Genomic DNA, 16,591 nt, shown 5'->3' on the forward strand with positions numbered 1-16,591 from the left:
ATCGATCTTCTGGGCGAGCCTAGTGGGTGACTTTTCCTTCCAATTCCTTTGGAACTCCCTTGGGAATCGCGCTCAGAAGTTTCTTTGTGTAGTCATCCTTAGGATTCTCATAAATCTCAACCGCATCGGCCATTTCAACCACTTGTCCTTTATTCATCACGGCAAGTTCATCAGAAATGAACTTCACAACCGCCAAGTCGTGGGAAATGAAAATATAGGTCAGATTAAACTCTTCCTGGAGGTCCAAGAGGAGATTCAAGATCTGAGATTGGATGGACACATCCAAGGCTGAAACAGACTCGTCACAAATGATGAATTCAGGCTCAACAGCCAGTGCGCGAGCAATGCAGATTCTTTGGCGCTGGCCGCCGGAGAATTCGTGGGGGTAGCGATTAAGCATACTGCGATCCAGGCCCACTCTTTCCATCAGGCGGCCCGCCATCTCAATGCGCTCGGTTTTATTTTTGCCAAGATTGTGAATCACCATGGGCTCCATGATGGCAGCCCCGACCGTCATGCGTGGGTTCAGTGAGGCATAGGGGTCTTGAAAGATAATCTGCATTTTGCGACGCATGGCCCGCAGCTCGTTGCGGTCCAGTCCCGTTAATTCTTTGCCATTATAGATGATCTCGCCGCCAGTGGGCTCAATAAGGCGCAGAATCGTGCGTCCCAGCGTAGTCTTCCCACATCCCGATTCTCCCACCAGGCCAAGCGTGCGGCCCCGACGAACCTTGAGGCTCACATCGTCCACAGCTTTCACCCATGATAGAACATTGCCAAAAATACCCTTCTTAAGCGGGAAATGCTTTTTGACATTGCGAATTTCCAGCACCACAGGATTTTCCTGGTCATTGAAAGGGCGAACACCCTTTGTTTGGTTGACGCTCGACATATCAAAAGACTTTTCCTTGCCGTCTTCGGTCATAAAATCTGAAACTGTGGGCAGACGGTGGGGATTGCGATCCAATCGAGGGCGACAAGCCAAAAGACCCTTTGTATAGGGGTGTTTGGGGTGGGTGAAAAGATCCATGGACTTCTCATTTTCGACGATGTCACCGCGATACATGACCACCACTTCGTCGGCGATATCAGCGATCACCCCTAAATCGTGAGTAATGAAGAGCACGGACATTTTGTATTTAGCCTGAAGGTCGGCCAAAAGATCCAAAATCTGCTTTTGAATGGTCACATCAAGGGCCGTTGTCGGCTCGTCAGCAATCAACAGGTCTGGCTCACAGGCGATGGCCATGGCGATCATCACCCGCTGGCGCTGTCCACCACTCATTTCGTGAGGGTAAGAATCGATCCGTTCAGAAGGATTGGGAATGCCAACCTGGTCCAGAAGATCTAGGGATTTGGCCAAGGCTTGCTTGCGATCCAGACTTTGGTGAAGCATCAGGGTTTCAGCGATTTGATCCCCCACAGTAAATACCGGGTTCAGGCTTGTCATGGGCTCTTGAAAAATCATGGAGATCCGGTTGCCACGAACCTTACGCATATCGGCTTCGCTGGCTTTGACCAGATCCTGCCCCTCAAACCAGATGGAGCCAGTGGTGATTTTTCCAGGAGGGTTGGGGATCAGCTTCATGATGGCCAAAGAGGTAACACTCTTTCCCGATCCAGACTCGCCTACCAAGCCGACAGTCTTTCCCTTTGGAATGTTAAAGGAGATATTTTTTACCGCCTTAACAATGCCGTCGTCGGTTTTGAAATCAACAGAGAGATTTTCAATTCTCACCAAGGTGTCCGCAGAATTCATCGCTTCCCGCCTTATTTATTTTTCAGTTTGGGATCAAGGGCATCCCTAAGTGCATCATTAAACAAGTTAAAGGCCAATACCAGAAAGAACATAAAGAGGGTGGCAGCCAAAAGGCCCCACCACACTTCACGAGCCAACTCCTGCTTGGCGTAGTTGATCATGGTCCCCCACGAAGGAGTGCCCGGCTCAACGCCAAGTCCCAGGTAGCTCAGAATTACTTCGCCTTTGACGGCGCCCACAAAGCCCAAGCTGAAGTTAATCAAGATCAAGTGGGAAACATTGGGGAGAATGTGGAGAAAGATCCTCCTGGCATTACTTGCCCCCAGGGCAAAAGCTCCTTGTACATATTCACGATCCCGGTGTTTCATAAACTCAGCGCGCACCACACGGCAGAGGCCGACCCAGCTGGTAAGACCAATGGCAATACAAAGTGTCTTGAGGCTCGGGCCCATGACCAGAGAAAAGGCCACAACCAGAAGGATGTAGGGAATGGTGTCGATGGTGGTGTAAAACCATACAATGAGATCATCAATTTTGCCGCCAAAGTAACCGGCAATGGAACCAAAAAAAGTACCTATGACAATTGCCAGGCCGGCACCAAAAAATCCCACAGTCAAAGAGGTTAGGGTTCCGTGGGCGGCACGAGCCAGTACATCGCGACCAAAAATGTCGGTGCCAAACCAGTGCGCCCACGTTGGGGCCTGGTAAGCAAGGTCGTGGCTGGTTTCATTATAGTTGGTGAAGATGATCCCGGCTCCGCAAAGAGCTGCCATCAGCACATACCCAACCATTACAAAAAAGCAAATGACGGCTACACGGTCCTTTTTGATGCGGCGGTAGGCATCCCACCACAATGAGTTGCGTAGGCCCCTAGTGGAAATCGTTGCGCTCTGTGCTGAAGCTGTGGCTGTTTGAACGGTACTCATCGACACACCTACCTCAACTGAATCTTAGGATCGACGACCGCATAGAGGACATCGGAGAGAAGTTGAAAGAACATGTACAAAATAGCACCCATAAAGGTCATGGCTTTAATTACAGGAAAGTCGGAGTTCTGAATACCCTGAAAGACCAAGCCTCCTAAGCCGGGAATGCCAAAGAAAGATTCAATCAAAAGAGAGCCCGTAATCAGGTAGGGCATCTGCATGACGACCAGGGTGATAATGGTCACCATCGCGTTACGTAATACGTGTTTGAACAAAATGGTTTTGGTGTCCAAACCTTTTGAGCGGGCCGTGCGCACATAGTCCTGATAGATCTCATCAAGAAAGGCTGTGCGATAAAAGAGAATGTTGCCGCCCAAGGAGAGGGAAACAAATATGATTGTCGGCAATATCAAGTACTCCCAGCGGCCAACCCAACTTGGGTCCCAGCCGGCAATGGGAAAAAGATCTAACTTATAAGCCAGGTAATACTGCCCATAGAGAATGTAGACCAGAGAGCTCAGGCTCATCAGGGCCAAACAAATAACCATCACAGACTTATCGAATAAGGTGCCACGCAAATGGGCGGTCAGCAATGCTAGTGATATGGTAATAAACAATGTTAGCAAGAAGGCAGGAATGGTCAGGCTTAAACTGACGCCAACACCATCGGCAATCATGGTCGAAATCAACTGCTTGGTCGACCAGCTACGGCCGTAATCAAAAGTCACGATCTGCTTAACAAAAAACAGGTACTGCATGTGGAGAGGGCGATCAAGCCCCAGCTCCTTTTGAATCTGGGCGATTTGCTCAGGAGAGGCATGTTTTCCGGCGGCCTGAGCTGCAGGGTCTCCACCTGCCACGTTAAACAGCAGGAAGGTGACAATGGTGATCCCGAACATAATCGGGATCATATACAGGGCTCGCCGGATTACATACTTCAGCATTAGAGTTTCGCCTTCAAATCTCCCTGTGCCTTGGTGTCAACGCGCAGGTATTTAAATGTGTCGTTCACAATCGAGTGAGACTTATAGTTCTTCAACCAGCCGTGATAGAGGCGGTAGCCCAAGCGGTGAACGCCGGGAACCCACGGAGACTGCTCAACCACGATATCGCGCATGCGCTGATAAACCTTTGTGCGGTCCGCACCTGGGGGCATCAGAGCCGCCTTTTCATACAGGTCGTCGAACTCTTTGTTCTTAAAGTTGGAACCGTTGGGTCCTGGGCTGGAGTTCTTGCCGTACAGCAGCTGCAGGAAGTTTTCCGCATCTGGATAGTCGGCCAACCATGCAATTCCCCAGATCTGGGCCTTCTTGTCGCGAATCTTTTCGGTGAACTGAGGCCAGGAAGACTGCTCAATCTTAACCTCGACACCAATCTGTTGCATATTGAGTTTGAAAAACTCAGCCATTTGCGCGGCAGTCGAAGAGTTGGTGGTTGAGAAAGTCAGAGCAGGAAGGTTTTTGCCGTCGGGAAACCCGGCCTTGGCTAAGAGCTCTTTGGCTTTTTCAACATCAAATTTTTTGTAGGGATTTTCAAATTTGGGATCGTAGGCATCAACTCCAGGGGGAATTGGGCTATGAGCAGTGACGGCCCGGCCATTGTAGAACTTCTCAATGGAGGTGGGAGTGTCAATGGCCATGGAAATGGCTTTACGCAAATTCTCGTTTTTACCGATTAGTGGGTCCAGCATGTTGAAGGCCGTGTAGGTCACGTCGGGCTCGACAGTTACTTCCAGCTGCATGCCCTTTTTCTTCATGTCCTCAGACAGATTGTTGTTTACAACTGCACTGTCGAAGTTGTCCTTGGGGATGCCCAGGATATCCAGCTGACCCTTTTGGAACTTCAACCAGGCCGGTTGATCCTCAATGATCTCGTGGAAAACCAGCTTGTCGACGAATGGCAACTTTTTGCCAGCATCGGCGAGAAGACCGTTGGCCTCGTCGGAAGCTTCGCCCTCAGTCGGATAGGTGTGGCCTGACCAGTTGGGGTTCTTAACCAAAACAACTTTGCTGTTTCGCACCCAGCTTTCAAATTTAAAAGGGCCTGTACCAACAGGGTGGTTGAGGAACTCTTTTCCATATTTATCAACAGCTTCTTTGGGAACGACAGAGGCGTAGCCCATTGCCAGCACATAATGCAGTTGATAGTAAGGCTTTGTGAGCTTAATCACCAATGTGTGATCATTGGTGGCCGTAATGCCTTCAATCTCGTCTTCAAATTTACCTTCGCCCTTGGAAAGTTTCTCGCGCCATTTATCCAAACCGACGATACGCCCTTCGAAAATCCATGCGCCATCTGAGGCCGCAGCAGGGTCCATCAGACGCTTCCAGGAGTAAATGAAATCCTGGGCTGTGATGTCGCGGCCCTTTCCTTCTGGGAAGGCGGGGTCGTCATGGAACTTAACCCCTTTACGGATTTTAAACGTGTGAGTGAGGCCGTCTTTGGTAACTTCCGGTAGGCTCTCAGCTAACAGGGGGGCCAACTCAAGAGGGCGCTTCAGGTAGTGGTAGTGAACCAGAGTTTCATAAATTTGAGAAACAACACTGTTGGAGTAAGTGTCGCTGGCGTAAACCGGATCCAACCCTTTGAGGTTGGCGCGCAGAACAGCATTGATTGTGTTCTCGCCTTCTGATGATTTTTTCGTACACGATGTTGTGGTCAATCCAAGGACTAAAACCAAGGCGGTCGTCATCCATGCTAGGGGCTTGAAACTTGCCATTTCCTCCTCCTTCCAAAGGTCCGTGTTGTGTAGCGTTATGGGTGATCAAAGTCAACGATCAGTGCGCCTACGGAGTGGGTTGTGCAGAATGTTATTTAGCTAAAATCTGATGGAGTTCTGAAAAGTATCGAATGCGATACGTGGCGCCCGCCTGCATAAGTTCTTCGATTGGGCCATAGCCAAAATCCACCGCCACACAGGGGATTTGGCAGGCCTTTGCGCCCCCAACATCAGGGAATCCGTCTCCCACCATGTAAGCATTTTCAGATGAAACTCCAGCCTTGGCCATGGCCGTCAACAGAGGCATAGGGTGGGGCTTTTTGTGCTGGAGTGAATCTCCGCCAATGAGAGCCACCCAGGGCAGGTCCATCAGGCCCAGATGATCAAGGATTTTTGGGATAAACCGCTCTCGCTTATTGGAAACCACGGCAATCTGGTAGGGGCAGTCTCGCAAAAATTCCACCGCGTCCCTGAGTGGGCGGGGGTTGTTCAGCACGTGGCGATCGTAGACGTCCAGGAATTCCCGCTCAATGGTTTTGAGTTGTAGCAAATCCGCAGCGGTCTCCGGAGCAATGGCCTGGACCAACTCGGCGAGGCCCCGCCCGATGTAGTTGATGATGGTTTCTTCAGGCAGCGCCGGTGCCTTTTTGATTGCAAGAAATTCATTCACAGCAGCCACAATATCGGGGCCTGTGTCGATAAGAGTGCCGTCGAAATCAAACATTAACAATGGAGTCATGAAAAATAGATAAGAAAGATGGGACAATTTGTAAACCAAAACCTGGAGTGCCATAAAACAGATTCAAAAGGAGGTCGAAAATGAAAGGTTGGACTCTTGTGACTGGCGCCTCGGGCGGAATTGGTTTGGATATGGCCGAAATGTTCGCCGAGAAGGGGCATAATCTCATACTTGTCGCCCGCTCGGAGGATAAGCTGAAGGCATTGGCCGGGACACTGAAAGAAAAATACAAAATTGAAGCCGAAGTCATTCCCTGTGACCTAGGGGTCCCCCGGGGAGCCGAGGCTCTTTACAAAGCGACACAGGACAAAGGCTTCAAAGTTCAGGTCTTGGTCAATAATGCGGGATTTGGTGAAATGGCGCCGTTTGCAAAGATGAGCGCGGGCCGAGTGAAACAAATGGTTCAACTCAATATTGCCACACTCGTCGACCTTTGCCACCTGTACCTTCAGGGCATGGAAGAGTTTGAAAAGGGTGCGGGAATTCTCAACGTGGCCTCAACCGCAGCCTTTCAACCCGGCCCGGAAATGAGCCTCTACTACGCCACCAAAGCCTTTGTTTTGTCTTTCAGTGAAGGCTTGCATGAGGAGATGAAGCCCAAGGGCATTCACGTGTCGGCTTTGTGTCCCGGTCCGACCCGAACTCAGTTTATGGCGGAGGCCGGAATAGAGGACGGCGCCATGTTCAAGCTTCCTATTGTCCTGGATTCAAAGCCAGTGGCTCGCGCCGGGGTGAATGGATTCTTGCGCAATAAGGCTATTGTTGTTCCTGGATTTGGCAATCGCAGTCTGATTTTCTCTCTCCGGTTGACACCGAGGTCATGGGTGCGGTGTATGGTTAAGAGTTTGCACAAGACGGCTGTGAAGTCGGCCGAACAATGACGGGTCTTGTAGGAGTAAAGAATGCCTGCAAATAGCTGGGGATCACGATTTGTGGTGACAAGCTTTGGTGAAAGCCACGGTGAGGCCATGGGTGTGGTCATCGATGGCTGTCCCGCAGGCGTTCCATTTGACCGAGAGCTGTTGCTGCATAACCTGCAGAGGCGCAGACCCGGCCAGCACGGAGATCCGCAGCGGGTGGTGTCCGTCCGATCTGAGGAGGATATGCCCCAGATACTCAGTGGTATCTTTGCCGATAAGACTCTGGGGACTCCAATTGCTTTGCTGGTTTATAACAAAGACCAACGATCACAGGACTATGATCAAATCGCCCACCAGCCACGCCCGGGTCATGCCGATGATGTGTGGCGCGAGAAGTTTACCCACGTCGATCATCGTGGCGGCGGTCGGGCTTCGGGGCGCGAAACCCTTTCGCGGGTGATGGCCGGTTCTGTGGCCCAGATGTACCTGAGAGCTGTTACCCCAGAAACTCGCGTGACAGCAAAGGCTCTGCAGATTGGACCCGTTCATCTTCAGGGCTCAGAGGTGATGACCCCTGAAGTGATTGATCTTTTGCAGAAGGCCCGAGCCGAGGGGAGAAGTTATGGCGGCAGAGTTTTGCTGACCATCACTCAGCCCCCAGCTTCGCTAGGCCAGCCGGTTTTTCATAAGCTCAAGGCGGATCTGGCTTCAGCGATTATGGGGATTGGCGCGGTCAACGGCATTGAAATCGGCGCTGGCGTTGTAGCAGCTGATGCCGAAGGAAGTGAATTTCACTCTCGTCCCGAACAAGATCAGTACGGCGGCATCAGAGGCGGGATCAGCACAGGTGAAGAGATTCAGATAACTGTTAGCTTCAAGCCGACGGCAACAGTCCTTGATCAGGCCAAGGCAGGTCGACACGACCCTTGCATCATTCCCAGAGCCTTGCCTGTCCTAGAAGCCATGGTGAACCTGGTTTTGGCCGACCATTACCTGTGGCGATTAACAGACAAAATCTAAAGAGGCCGATTTTAAGTGTTCAACCAAATCAGGAGTGGGCAGTTGGAGAAGGCGATGCTTCGGTGGCCACGGGAGTGGAAATAGAGGCCAAAAACTTTTCCACCCGGGGTTTGTATTCGTTAGGTGCGCGGCTCAGGCCCTGAAGATGACCGATTTCCGGAATGCTCAACACCTCGACGGCCAGGTGATCCAAGCCCTCCAAATATTCTTCCAGCGCTCGGGTAGAGACCATTTGGTCGTTCCAGGCGCGGACACTTAGAATTGGAAAGTCCTGAGGCAGATTCCTCAGGCGCGGTTTGGAATCGGGTAGAAAACTGGAGCCGCCTAAAAGTTCATAGACGAGAAAGGCCATGGCGCCGCGAAGAACCGGGTTTTTGATTTTAAACTCGTGAGTAAAGTAATTCCAATAGCCGCGCCGAACCTGGGTGAACGGACCACCTTCACAGACACAGCCCTTGATTTCGCCTTTAGGTCTTTCAGAGGCAGCATTGAGGGTGGCGCCCGATGGGCTGGAAAAACTCATAAGAATTTTTGGGCGATCAACTGCATTCAAAATGTCGGTGATCTGCTCCTCCCATACCTTGGCTACGCCAAATTTGTAATCTCTTGTCATTGGCAAGCGCAGGATCTGCCAGGGTGAGGCCAGGCGAAGTTGAAAGGCGACGGCATCAAAGCCCAACTCATTGACAAAACTGATGTGTCTTCCCAGGGTCTGTGGGGAGCCTCCAAAGTGATGGACAAAGACAATCACTTCTTGGTAGCGCCGATTTTCGGCGGCCTTAAAGACTCCAGAATGGGGAAGCTCCACGCTTAGCTATCTTTCCCTGGCCATAGTTCACGCCAGTTTCCAATGGTTGATTCGGAAACAGCTGTTTCATGGAGAACGCGTCGGCTAACTTCCACCTGCTCCAAAGCTGTCTCGGACAGAACCTTACCACAAGCTTCCACAATCGCCACCTCATCAATGCCATGATATGCATAAACGTCTACGGGGCGGCCACAGCGAGAATGCTTGCGCACAGCCAGAGACTCATGCCTCACCCCGATGATGGAGCCCAGATTGTCTAACAACCCCGGTTCACCATCGTGGACACTAACAACTGGAATTCTTCGGCCGGCCAGGGTGGCCATCTCGGCTCTCTCAGTGGAACCGTTCAGGTAGGGAACCAAGTGCAAGTTGCCATTCACACCGAGGGTGATTCTCAAGTGTGAATAATCAGTTTCATGTCCAAGGTTGCCGACCAACAAATCTGGGCTGGTGACGACAACGACGTTGGCGTAAACTCCTTTTTTAAGCAGGATCTCGGATGCTTCAATGGCTTCTTTGGTCATAGCACCCATGGCAAAGAGATTGACCACATTGTCACCAGGCTCGTAACCAGCATAGCCGCGATAATCAATCAAGTAGTAGGCCCCAGCTAAGACGTCCTGGCGGACAGTTTCCATCATGGAGTCCTCATCGATTGTCGCCACGTCATTGACCGAAATGCAGCCCGGGATCTCAATGTCGGCAGGGCTCAGCGATGTGCCCTCATCCAGGCCGGTTTTAAAGCGTCGTTGGCGGCTCAGGTATTTTAGGAAGTCCTTTTGTTCAATCCCGCGGGTCACGCCACGAATAATCACGCCAGAGCGACCTTGGTTATCATAGGTGAGGTGGCGGTGCATGGATTCACACAAAATCCAATCTAACTCCTGACAGAAGTAAGGTTCCCAGGTGATCTGATTAGGAACCTGGAGATCCGACTTCCAACCATGTTGAGCACCTTCAGGTGAGAGTGTGATCCCAGAAGGAGTTCCACAAAGAATGAAACTGGACTGCCAATAGAGATCATAAAAATACTGATCGAGGGCCCGCTTAATAAAAAAGTCGTAGACAGTCATCAGGGGCATCAGGGGAATCCCAAGAGTGTCGCGCATCCGGCCATAGGCACCCATGCAGGACATCACATTGCCTTCAGCAATTTCGAAGCGCAGGTAGCGGTCATCCGACTGTTCACCAGGAATCAGATCAGGAGTTTTGCTATCTTTAACGCCAACAGCAGCTTCATAGTCGTCTTCCACATAGGCGCCGAAAATGTGCCCATCCATAGCCGGATTCAGATTAGTGCTGGTGCCCACGTCAGGAGCCATGGCCACCATCATCTCTCCAGCCTGTTTGAAGGCAATCTCCTGGGGGGTCAGAGCCTTTTGCTTGGCCTTGAGTTGAGCAGGATCAAGAGGGGTGTTGGCAATCCTTGTGAGTTTTGCCGTCAGCTGACCCAACATCCACTGAGTGTGTGGATAGCTGGCCAGTTTCAGGCTGATACCAAGACTTGTGGGTACACCCCCATTGCGTTCTAGTTGATCGAGGAACATCCTTTTGTTCAACTCTTTAAGCTCATGTTGGCCCTTGATATCCTGATAAAGAGAAGATCCTCTTTCGCGCAGGTAACGGCCTTCGTCGCTGTTTTCAGCGAAGCGAACAAATGGATCAGGATTTGTGATCCCAACCTTTTGTTTAAGCTCTTCTACTTCATCCGCGTCCGGTAAGGCGGAATGGTTACCTGGAGTGGCGGCCATCTTTAGCCCCCAGCCCTTAAGTGTGTGCGCGATGATCATGCACGGGCGGCGGGGATTTTCTTTGCTCTTTTCCAAGGCCTCAACCAAAACCGCAAAATCATGGCCGCCAAGGTCGCGAATGGCGTCAAAGACCTCCCGGTCAGAAAGGGACCCAATAAACCCACTGATTTTAGGGTGGTTCTTTTCCAGTTCGGTCCTCAAAGCAGCGCCATCTGGAAGCTGCAACAACACTTGAAGGCCGTAGTCTGAAAGATCCTCCTCCAGCCACTGCTTCAGAGCATCGCCACCTTTTTTGGCGAAGATCTCCTGGCGCTTCCGTCCGTGACGAACCTGAATCACTTCCCAGCCATTGGCCTCTGCCGTTCGCTGGATGCGGTCATCGTCCGTACCGCCCATGATTTCCTTATTGGTGATGCGATGGCCGTCTAGGCTCTGGCGATTGTAATCGATGATCCAAGTGAGTTGGCCTAACTCCCGTTCTGCAAAATCAGGGATGGCTTCAAACAATGAACCTTCACGAAATTCAGCGTCCCCCACCACTGACCAAAAATGGGCATCTGGAACATTGTAGCCATGTTCTCGCGCATAGCGATAGGCGAGGGCCAGGTAGCCAGCCTTCACGGGTGGGATTCCCACTGTGCCACTGGGGAAAAAGTTGTGGTGATCTGGGTCATAGGTCGAGTGATAGGACTGAAACACATCTTCGCCCGCCTGGGGAAAGGCGCGAAGGCCATGCATGGCTTTGTTGCTTTCTTCAAGAGTCAGCTTGCTCAAGTCCTTGTGTAGGTGCAGATCAAGAAGATAGCTATAGGCATGATCTGTCGGTGAGGCGTGGGGTTTGTTGGCGATGTGGTCATAGCCGGATTTCACCACCAAATGGAGAGCGCCTAAGATGTGGAGGGCACTTGAGCAGGCGGCGGGATGGCCACCCACTTTGGGATCGCCTTTGGCTTTGTCACTGCGATGATTAGCGATATAGATCATCTGGTTGGCCAGGTAGTGGGCCCGACGGGCGATTGAATCAAGTAGTTCCAGACTTGGTTTTTTGCTCATATCCATCCCTTTGTATTCATGCACAATCAAAGTGGAGAAACCATTCACCGGGACCCATGGTCTTATCGGCACTTCACCCCCCCTGGGGGTATCTCCAAAAGTCTTGATATCTATAGGAAAAGTGCCTGTTTAGGCAAGATCTCTGAGTGGAGAATGTGGGGCGGGAAATAAGGCAATGATGTCTTGGGAAAGAATGGGGACACGGGAGACGGTGATTCTCTCATCAGTTAACGAGGTGAAGTTTCGCTCATCGCGAAAAAGCTTCAGGCCCTTGCGGGTAATCAACAATGGAAAGCCTGCAATCAATTCCCCCCTTTGGGGGCAAAAGGGTTGAAACAGAGCACAGGAGGATTCGTGGGCCTTCTTATAGAAATGGTGTTCCATCCTCAGCCAAGTGGGCTTGGCCGGAACAGGCGTATGCAAAGGGAGGGCAAAAAACCTCTCTTCGCTGCCATAACAGGCAGCCGAGAGCTGAGAGAAAAAGCCAGAATCTTCATTGGGATCAAAGATCAATTCGCATTCGCTCAGAAGCTTGCTACTACGGAGAATGTCTTCACAGTCCCCATAATTGAGAATCGCCATGACTTCCAGGCCCAATTTTTGGAGACCCGCAATTTGGACATCAATCAGGCGTTGGCCACCCAAATCCTCCAGTGCCCGCGTTGATCCCTGGTCGGCGCCGTTTTTATCTCCTGCTAAAAGAGCAACTTTCAAGGTCAGCCTCATTCACTCGTCGGTTGGCACCGGCGAGATTCCTAGGCCTTAGGCTTCAAGGATAAAATCCCACCTGATGCGGATGTGACCATCCTGTTCCACCATTCCCTGTGGAGGGTTGGGGAAAGGAGCCGCTGCCCGGAAAGCGTCTATGGCAGCGTTGTCTAGCTCCATGATACCACTCTCGCCGATCACTTGAACCTGGAGCAAGGTCCCATTTTTGTCCAGGGTGATCAGGACTCGAGTCCGTCGGTCGCGGGCCGAAGCAATGGTGCGGCCCTGGCGAACCACTCTTTGCACGTTGGCCTTGACGGTGGGTTCCCAATGCTGGCGGATCTTCTCTTTGATCCGTGCGTAGTAGGAGTAATACACAAATTCGCGGGTGCTTAATAGGGTTTGAACCCCAATCTGAGTGTCCTTCAAATAGTCATCTGTTTGGCTGGGTGTTCCCGGAGGCTGCTGATTGGGCTTTGTGGGGCCCGGAGGTGTGGGGCTAAAATTGGGTCGGAGAGCAGCCAATGTTGGCAGTTGCCCATTGGTAAGGGCCTTCAGATTCTTTTTGGGCTTCTCCTGCTTGTCCCCATCTCGACTTCCGGGCTTGGGGGCTCCGGCTTTGGCTGTATTTTCAAATTTTCCGGACTTGGCGGCCCGGGTCTCCTTTTCCACCCGCTGATTGTGGCGGCTGAGGAAGCGAGCTTTGTCGGGCATCTCGTCGTTGAGGCGATTTTTATCCTGCTCCACGATTTGTTGCGAAATCTTATCTTCAGGCTGGCTGGGCTGAGGCTTCTTCTCAGTCTCCATAATGACCACTTCAACCGCAGGGGCGGGCAAGGCCGTCGGCTGCGACCTGAAAATCTGCATTCCCCCCCAAATCCCCAAGTGTAAAAACAATGAACATAAGAGGAAGATGGCAATCGAATTTGTGAGTTTCCGGAGCATGAAGACCTCTTATTTAGCCTATCGGAAGGGGGTGGTGAAAAATTTAGGCGTTAATCCAGAAAATCCTAAAGTTTTAGGTCGATCGTCCGGGGGGAACTCGACCTGGGGAAATCTCTTGGTCGAAAGGTGTAGCTAACGTAAACTACTGTCATGAAATTTGACGTTTGGGCCAAGACGGATGTGGGTCTAAAACGGGACATTAACCAAGACACCATCTTGGTCGACCCGGAACTGAATCTCTTTATCGTGGCTGACGGCATGGGCGGCCATAAAGGCGGTGAAGTGGCTTCGGCCTTGGCCGTTGAGACAGTCCAAGAAGTCATTCGCACCAAGCTTCAATCTAAGGGAAGGCTAAACCCAAAAGATGCCATTCTTGAGGCCTATCGCGAGTCTAGTACCCGAATTCATGCCAAGAGCACCCTGGAGAACCCTGAGCTGATGGGCATGGGAACGACCATGGTTCTCATCTTTGGTCATGGCAACAAGCTCTATATTGGTAATGTTGGGGACTCCCGGGCTTATCTTTATCGGGACCCCTACCTTTGGCAGCTCACGGAAGACCACTCACTTATTAATGAACAGGTGAAGGCCGGGGTGATCAGCGAGGAAGATGCTCCTCATGTTATTGGCCGCAATGTTATCACCCGTAGTGTGGGTTATGAGAGAGACGTAATCGTCGACGTTTTGGTCCGGGACTTTCAACCAGGGGAGCAGTACCTGCTCTGTTCGGATGGTCTATCAAGCCTGGTTGCCGACCAAAAAGTGGCGGAAATCTTCAAGACCTCAGAGCCCCAAGAGGTTGTATTGCGGTGCATCGACAAGGCTAAAGCCGCGGGCGGTGACGACAATGTTTCCGTTGTGCTTGTACGTGTGCGACAATAACTAGGTGGGCCCGGCAATTCTTCAACTTTGGCATTGACGCAACCTGCTACCCCCCTTAGAGTCAATTTCGATCGGGACACAGAGTGACAGGGTGATGAGTGAAAGGCAGAATGATTCTGCACATTTCCCTCTGAAGGTCGAGGCATGGAGAAGAAGTCCTTTACGATTTTGGTGACGAGCAATCGGCGCGGTCGAACTCGCACTCTGACAGTTTCAGCTGCCTGGTTGAAGGCCCTCACTTTTCTGGGTGGGGTGCTGCTTGTGACTTTTGGTGCTGCCACGGTCGATTATGTTGGACTCTTGCTTGAGGCCGGCGAAAACAAAATCCTAAAAGCTGAAAATGCCCAACTGAAACGCCAGTTTCAGATTGTGGAAAGTAAGCTCCATTCTCTCGAAAACAGTCTTGAGCGGGTTAAGAGTTACTCCACTAAACTGCGTTTGATCACCAATATTGAAGACGAAGATCGGGCGGTCAAATTGGCCGTTGGCACGGAGCCTAAGCTCGGCCAAAAGGTCAACGAGTACGATGAGGAAATGGGTGAGCGTGGCCCGGCCTCAGAATTCTTAGTCAAAGACTCGATGTTTTTGGAAAAACCACCCTTGGATGAAATGCGGGGTGAGTTGAGTGCCATCAATCAAAAAGACTATGCCACCCTCTCGATCCGAATCGACCGTGCGGTTAAAGAAACTCAGCTACGTGAACTGGGGGTTCTCCAGTTGTGGGACTCCCTGTCTGAAAGACAGAGTTTGTTAAATGCCACGCCAAGTATTAAGCCAGCAGCCGGCTGGTTCACTTCCCGCTTTGGCTATCGAATTGACCCCTTTACTGGAAAGCCTGTGATGCACGCGGGACTTGATATTGCCGCCCCTCCGGGCACTCCGGTTGTCGCCCCGGCTGACGGAGTGATTTCCTTTGTTGGTTATGAAGCAGGATATGGAAAACTTGTCTCCATTGACCACGGTTACGGGGTCGTCACCCGCTTTGCTCACAACTCACAGATTTTTGTGGAGTCCGGGCAAAAGGTGAAGAGGCGTGATGTGATTTCCGCGATTGGAAGCACAGGGCGATCTTCGGGTCCTCACTGTCACTACGAAGTGCGGGTTCACGGTGTTCCGGTCGACCCGATCAACTACATCCTCAACGAATAGTCTATCGCCTGATAAATCGAGCAAGAAAAACGGCGGCAATGAACTGGGGCATGATCAATTGGATCAGGCCTTCGAGTATCATGAGTGGGTAAAACAGAGCCTTCTTGATGGGTTTCGACAGACGGAAAATCAGAGAATTAAAAATCAGGTAATAGGCGGGACCGCCGCCAAAGGCGAGCTTCTCGACCCTCATCTTTTCAGTGGTCAATTCAACGGGGGCAATAGCCCTTTCGTTGGATTCGTCAAAGTAAGGATCTCGCTTGTACCAGTAGTTGCGAATTGAATTGAGAATCGTCCCCGAGTAGGGCTCAACGGTCAGTAGCTTTCCGCCAGGCTTAAGCATGTTTTCAATATTGGCCACGGTCTGGGGAAGGTTGGCCACGCAATGGTGGAGCCCCCCTATACAAATCAGGTAGTCAAACCGGCCGACCCACTCAGGTCCAACAGGCCGAGTGAGATCTATTTCAAAGGCCTGGGTATTGAGGGAGACCCGGTAAGTGGCGACAGCCGTGGGGGAGATATCAAAGCCCGTAAGTTCAGCCTTAGGAAAGCGCCTTTTCACCGCCAGTGAGTTGATGCCGTCCCCGCAACAGAGATCGCCCACCTGTTTGCCGTTGAGATCCAGGCCCTGAAACAAGTAGCGAAAAAAGAACCGGTCCCGATAGCGGTCCGAAAACTCATCGTAATAGTGCTCAGCATAGGCCTTGTGGATCTTTTCGTAGTGAGCTTTTTGTGAGTTTGGGCCAGGCTCCAGTTGGGTCATGTGTTCATGCTAAGGTCATTGGCCGCACTTGGCCAGGCCAGGGCAAAAAAAAAGCACGTCTAGGACGTGCTTTTTTTCTTCTCGTTTCCAAGTCGATATTAACGCTTGGAGAACTGAGGGCGACGACGAGCGCCGTGGAGACCGTACTTCTTACGCTCAACCTTACGAGAGTCACGAGTCAGCAGACCAGCTTTCTTCAAAGGTCCACGCAGAGATTCGTCGGCGACCATCAGGGCCCGGGACAAACCGTGGCGAATGGCTTCAGCCTGACCAGTTGTTCCACCACCGCGAACAGTGACGTAAGCATCAAACTTGTTCTTGGTATCAGTCGTGCTGAAAGGAACCAAAATGGAAGATTTCCCAGAAGGAGTGGTCAGGTATTGCTCAGCAGGCTTACCATTGATGGTGATCTTGCCAGAGCCAGGCTTCAAGAATACGCGAGCTGCACTCGTCTTTCTTCTTCCAGTTGCGTAGTAGACTTTGTCGTTTGCCATTCTCTCGTTACTCCA

The 16,591-nt window shown here is 51.4% G+C and carries 15 protein-coding genes; 4 read left to right on the forward strand and 11 right to left on the reverse strand.

Features of this window, described 5'->3' with window-relative positions; genetic code table 11:
- Positions 1-19: 19 nt before the first annotated feature.
- The 5 genes from H6624_18560 to H6624_18580 form a co-directional block, all read right to left on the reverse strand.
- The gene (locus H6624_18560) at positions 20-1,759 is read right to left on the reverse strand and encodes an ABC transporter ATP-binding protein (GenBank protein MCB9086348.1); all 1,740 of its coding nucleotides are present in this window, start codon (positions 1,757-1,759) and stop codon (positions 20-22) included.
- Between the two features lie 11 nt (positions 1,760-1,770).
- Complete coding sequence (locus H6624_18565) at positions 1,771-2,685, reverse strand: ABC transporter permease (GenBank protein ID MCB9086349.1); 915 nt, start codon at positions 2,683-2,685, stop codon at positions 1,771-1,773.
- 8 nt (positions 2,686-2,693) lie between these two features.
- A complete protein-coding gene (locus tag H6624_18570) occupies positions 2,694-3,629 on the reverse strand; it encodes an ABC transporter permease (GenBank protein ID MCB9086350.1) in 936 nt (311 codons plus the stop codon).
- Complete coding sequence (locus tag H6624_18575; GenBank protein ID MCB9086351.1) at positions 3,629-5,404, reverse strand: ABC transporter substrate-binding protein; 1,776 nt, start codon at positions 5,402-5,404, stop codon at positions 3,629-3,631. Before H6624_18575 ends, H6624_18570 begins: the two co-directional genes overlap by 1 nt.
- 91 nt (positions 5,405-5,495) lie before the next feature.
- Positions 5,496-6,197, reverse strand: a complete 702-nt coding sequence (locus H6624_18580; GenBank protein ID MCB9086352.1) for an HAD hydrolase-like protein — start codon at positions 6,195-6,197, stop codon at positions 5,496-5,498.
- 26 nt (positions 6,198-6,223) lie between these two features.
- Between H6624_18580 and H6624_18585 the strand changes: the two genes are divergently transcribed.
- Both H6624_18585 and aroC read left to right on the forward strand, forming a co-directional pair.
- A complete protein-coding gene (locus H6624_18585) occupies positions 6,224-7,024 on the forward strand; it encodes an SDR family oxidoreductase (GenBank protein MCB9086353.1) in 801 nt (266 codons plus the stop codon).
- A gap of 21 nt (positions 7,025-7,045) precedes the next feature.
- Positions 7,046-8,023 carry a chorismate synthase gene (gene aroC / locus H6624_18590; protein MCB9086354.1) on the forward strand — a complete coding sequence of 326 codons (978 nt, stop codon included), beginning with the start codon at positions 7,046-7,048 and terminating at the stop codon, positions 8,021-8,023.
- A 28-nt stretch (positions 8,024-8,051) separates the two neighbouring features.
- Here the strand turns inward: aroC and H6624_18595 are convergent, their stop codons facing one another.
- The 4 genes from H6624_18595 to H6624_18610 all read right to left on the reverse strand — a co-directional run bounded on the left by H6624_18595 (position 8,052) and on the right by H6624_18610 (position 13,210).
- The gene (locus H6624_18595) at positions 8,052-8,831 is read right to left on the reverse strand and encodes a hypothetical protein (GenBank protein ID MCB9086355.1); all 780 of its coding nucleotides are present in this window, start codon (positions 8,829-8,831) and stop codon (positions 8,052-8,054) included.
- A gap of 2 nt (positions 8,832-8,833) precedes the next feature.
- Positions 8,834-11,566 carry a pyruvate dehydrogenase gene (locus H6624_18600; protein MCB9086356.1) on the reverse strand — a complete coding sequence of 911 codons (2,733 nt, stop codon included), beginning with the start codon at positions 11,564-11,566 and terminating at the stop codon, positions 8,834-8,836.
- A gap of 198 nt (positions 11,567-11,764) precedes the next feature.
- The gene (locus H6624_18605; protein MCB9086357.1) at positions 11,765-12,349 is read right to left on the reverse strand and encodes a hypothetical protein; all 585 of its coding nucleotides are present in this window, start codon (positions 12,347-12,349) and stop codon (positions 11,765-11,767) included.
- Positions 12,350-12,397: 48 nt separating this feature from the next.
- Positions 12,398-13,210, reverse strand: coding sequence for a TonB family protein (locus H6624_18610; protein ID MCB9086358.1), 813 nt, complete (start codon positions 13,208-13,210; stop codon positions 12,398-12,400).
- A gap of 228 nt (positions 13,211-13,438) precedes the next feature.
- On the opposite strand from H6624_18610, the gene H6624_18615 reads away from it, so the two are divergent.
- Positions 13,439-14,170 (forward strand): Stp1/IreP family PP2C-type Ser/Thr phosphatase, encoded by a 732-nt coding sequence (locus H6624_18615; protein MCB9086359.1) that lies wholly within the window; start codon positions 13,439-13,441, stop codon positions 14,168-14,170.
- Positions 14,171-14,314: 144 nt separating this feature from the next.
- Positions 14,315-15,319, forward strand: coding sequence for a M23 family metallopeptidase (locus H6624_18620; GenBank protein MCB9086360.1), 1,005 nt, complete (start codon positions 14,315-14,317; stop codon positions 15,317-15,319).
- Position 15,320: 1 nt separating this feature from the next.
- On the opposite strand, the gene H6624_18625 is transcribed toward H6624_18620, so the two are convergent.
- Together H6624_18625 and rpsI are read right to left on the reverse strand one after the other, a co-directional pair.
- Positions 15,321-16,082, reverse strand: coding sequence for a class I SAM-dependent methyltransferase (locus H6624_18625; GenBank protein ID MCB9086361.1), 762 nt, complete (start codon positions 16,080-16,082; stop codon positions 15,321-15,323).
- A 98-nt stretch (positions 16,083-16,180) separates the two neighbouring features.
- Positions 16,181-16,576, reverse strand: a complete 396-nt coding sequence (gene rpsI / locus H6624_18630) for a 30S ribosomal protein S9 (protein ID MCB9086362.1) — start codon at positions 16,574-16,576, stop codon at positions 16,181-16,183.
- Positions 16,577-16,591: the final 15 nt, after the last annotated feature.

The sequence above is a fragment of the Pseudobdellovibrionaceae bacterium genome (assembly GCA_020635075.1).
Lineage (GTDB): Bacteria > Bdellovibrionota > Bdellovibrionia > Bdellovibrionales > UBA1609 > JADZEO01.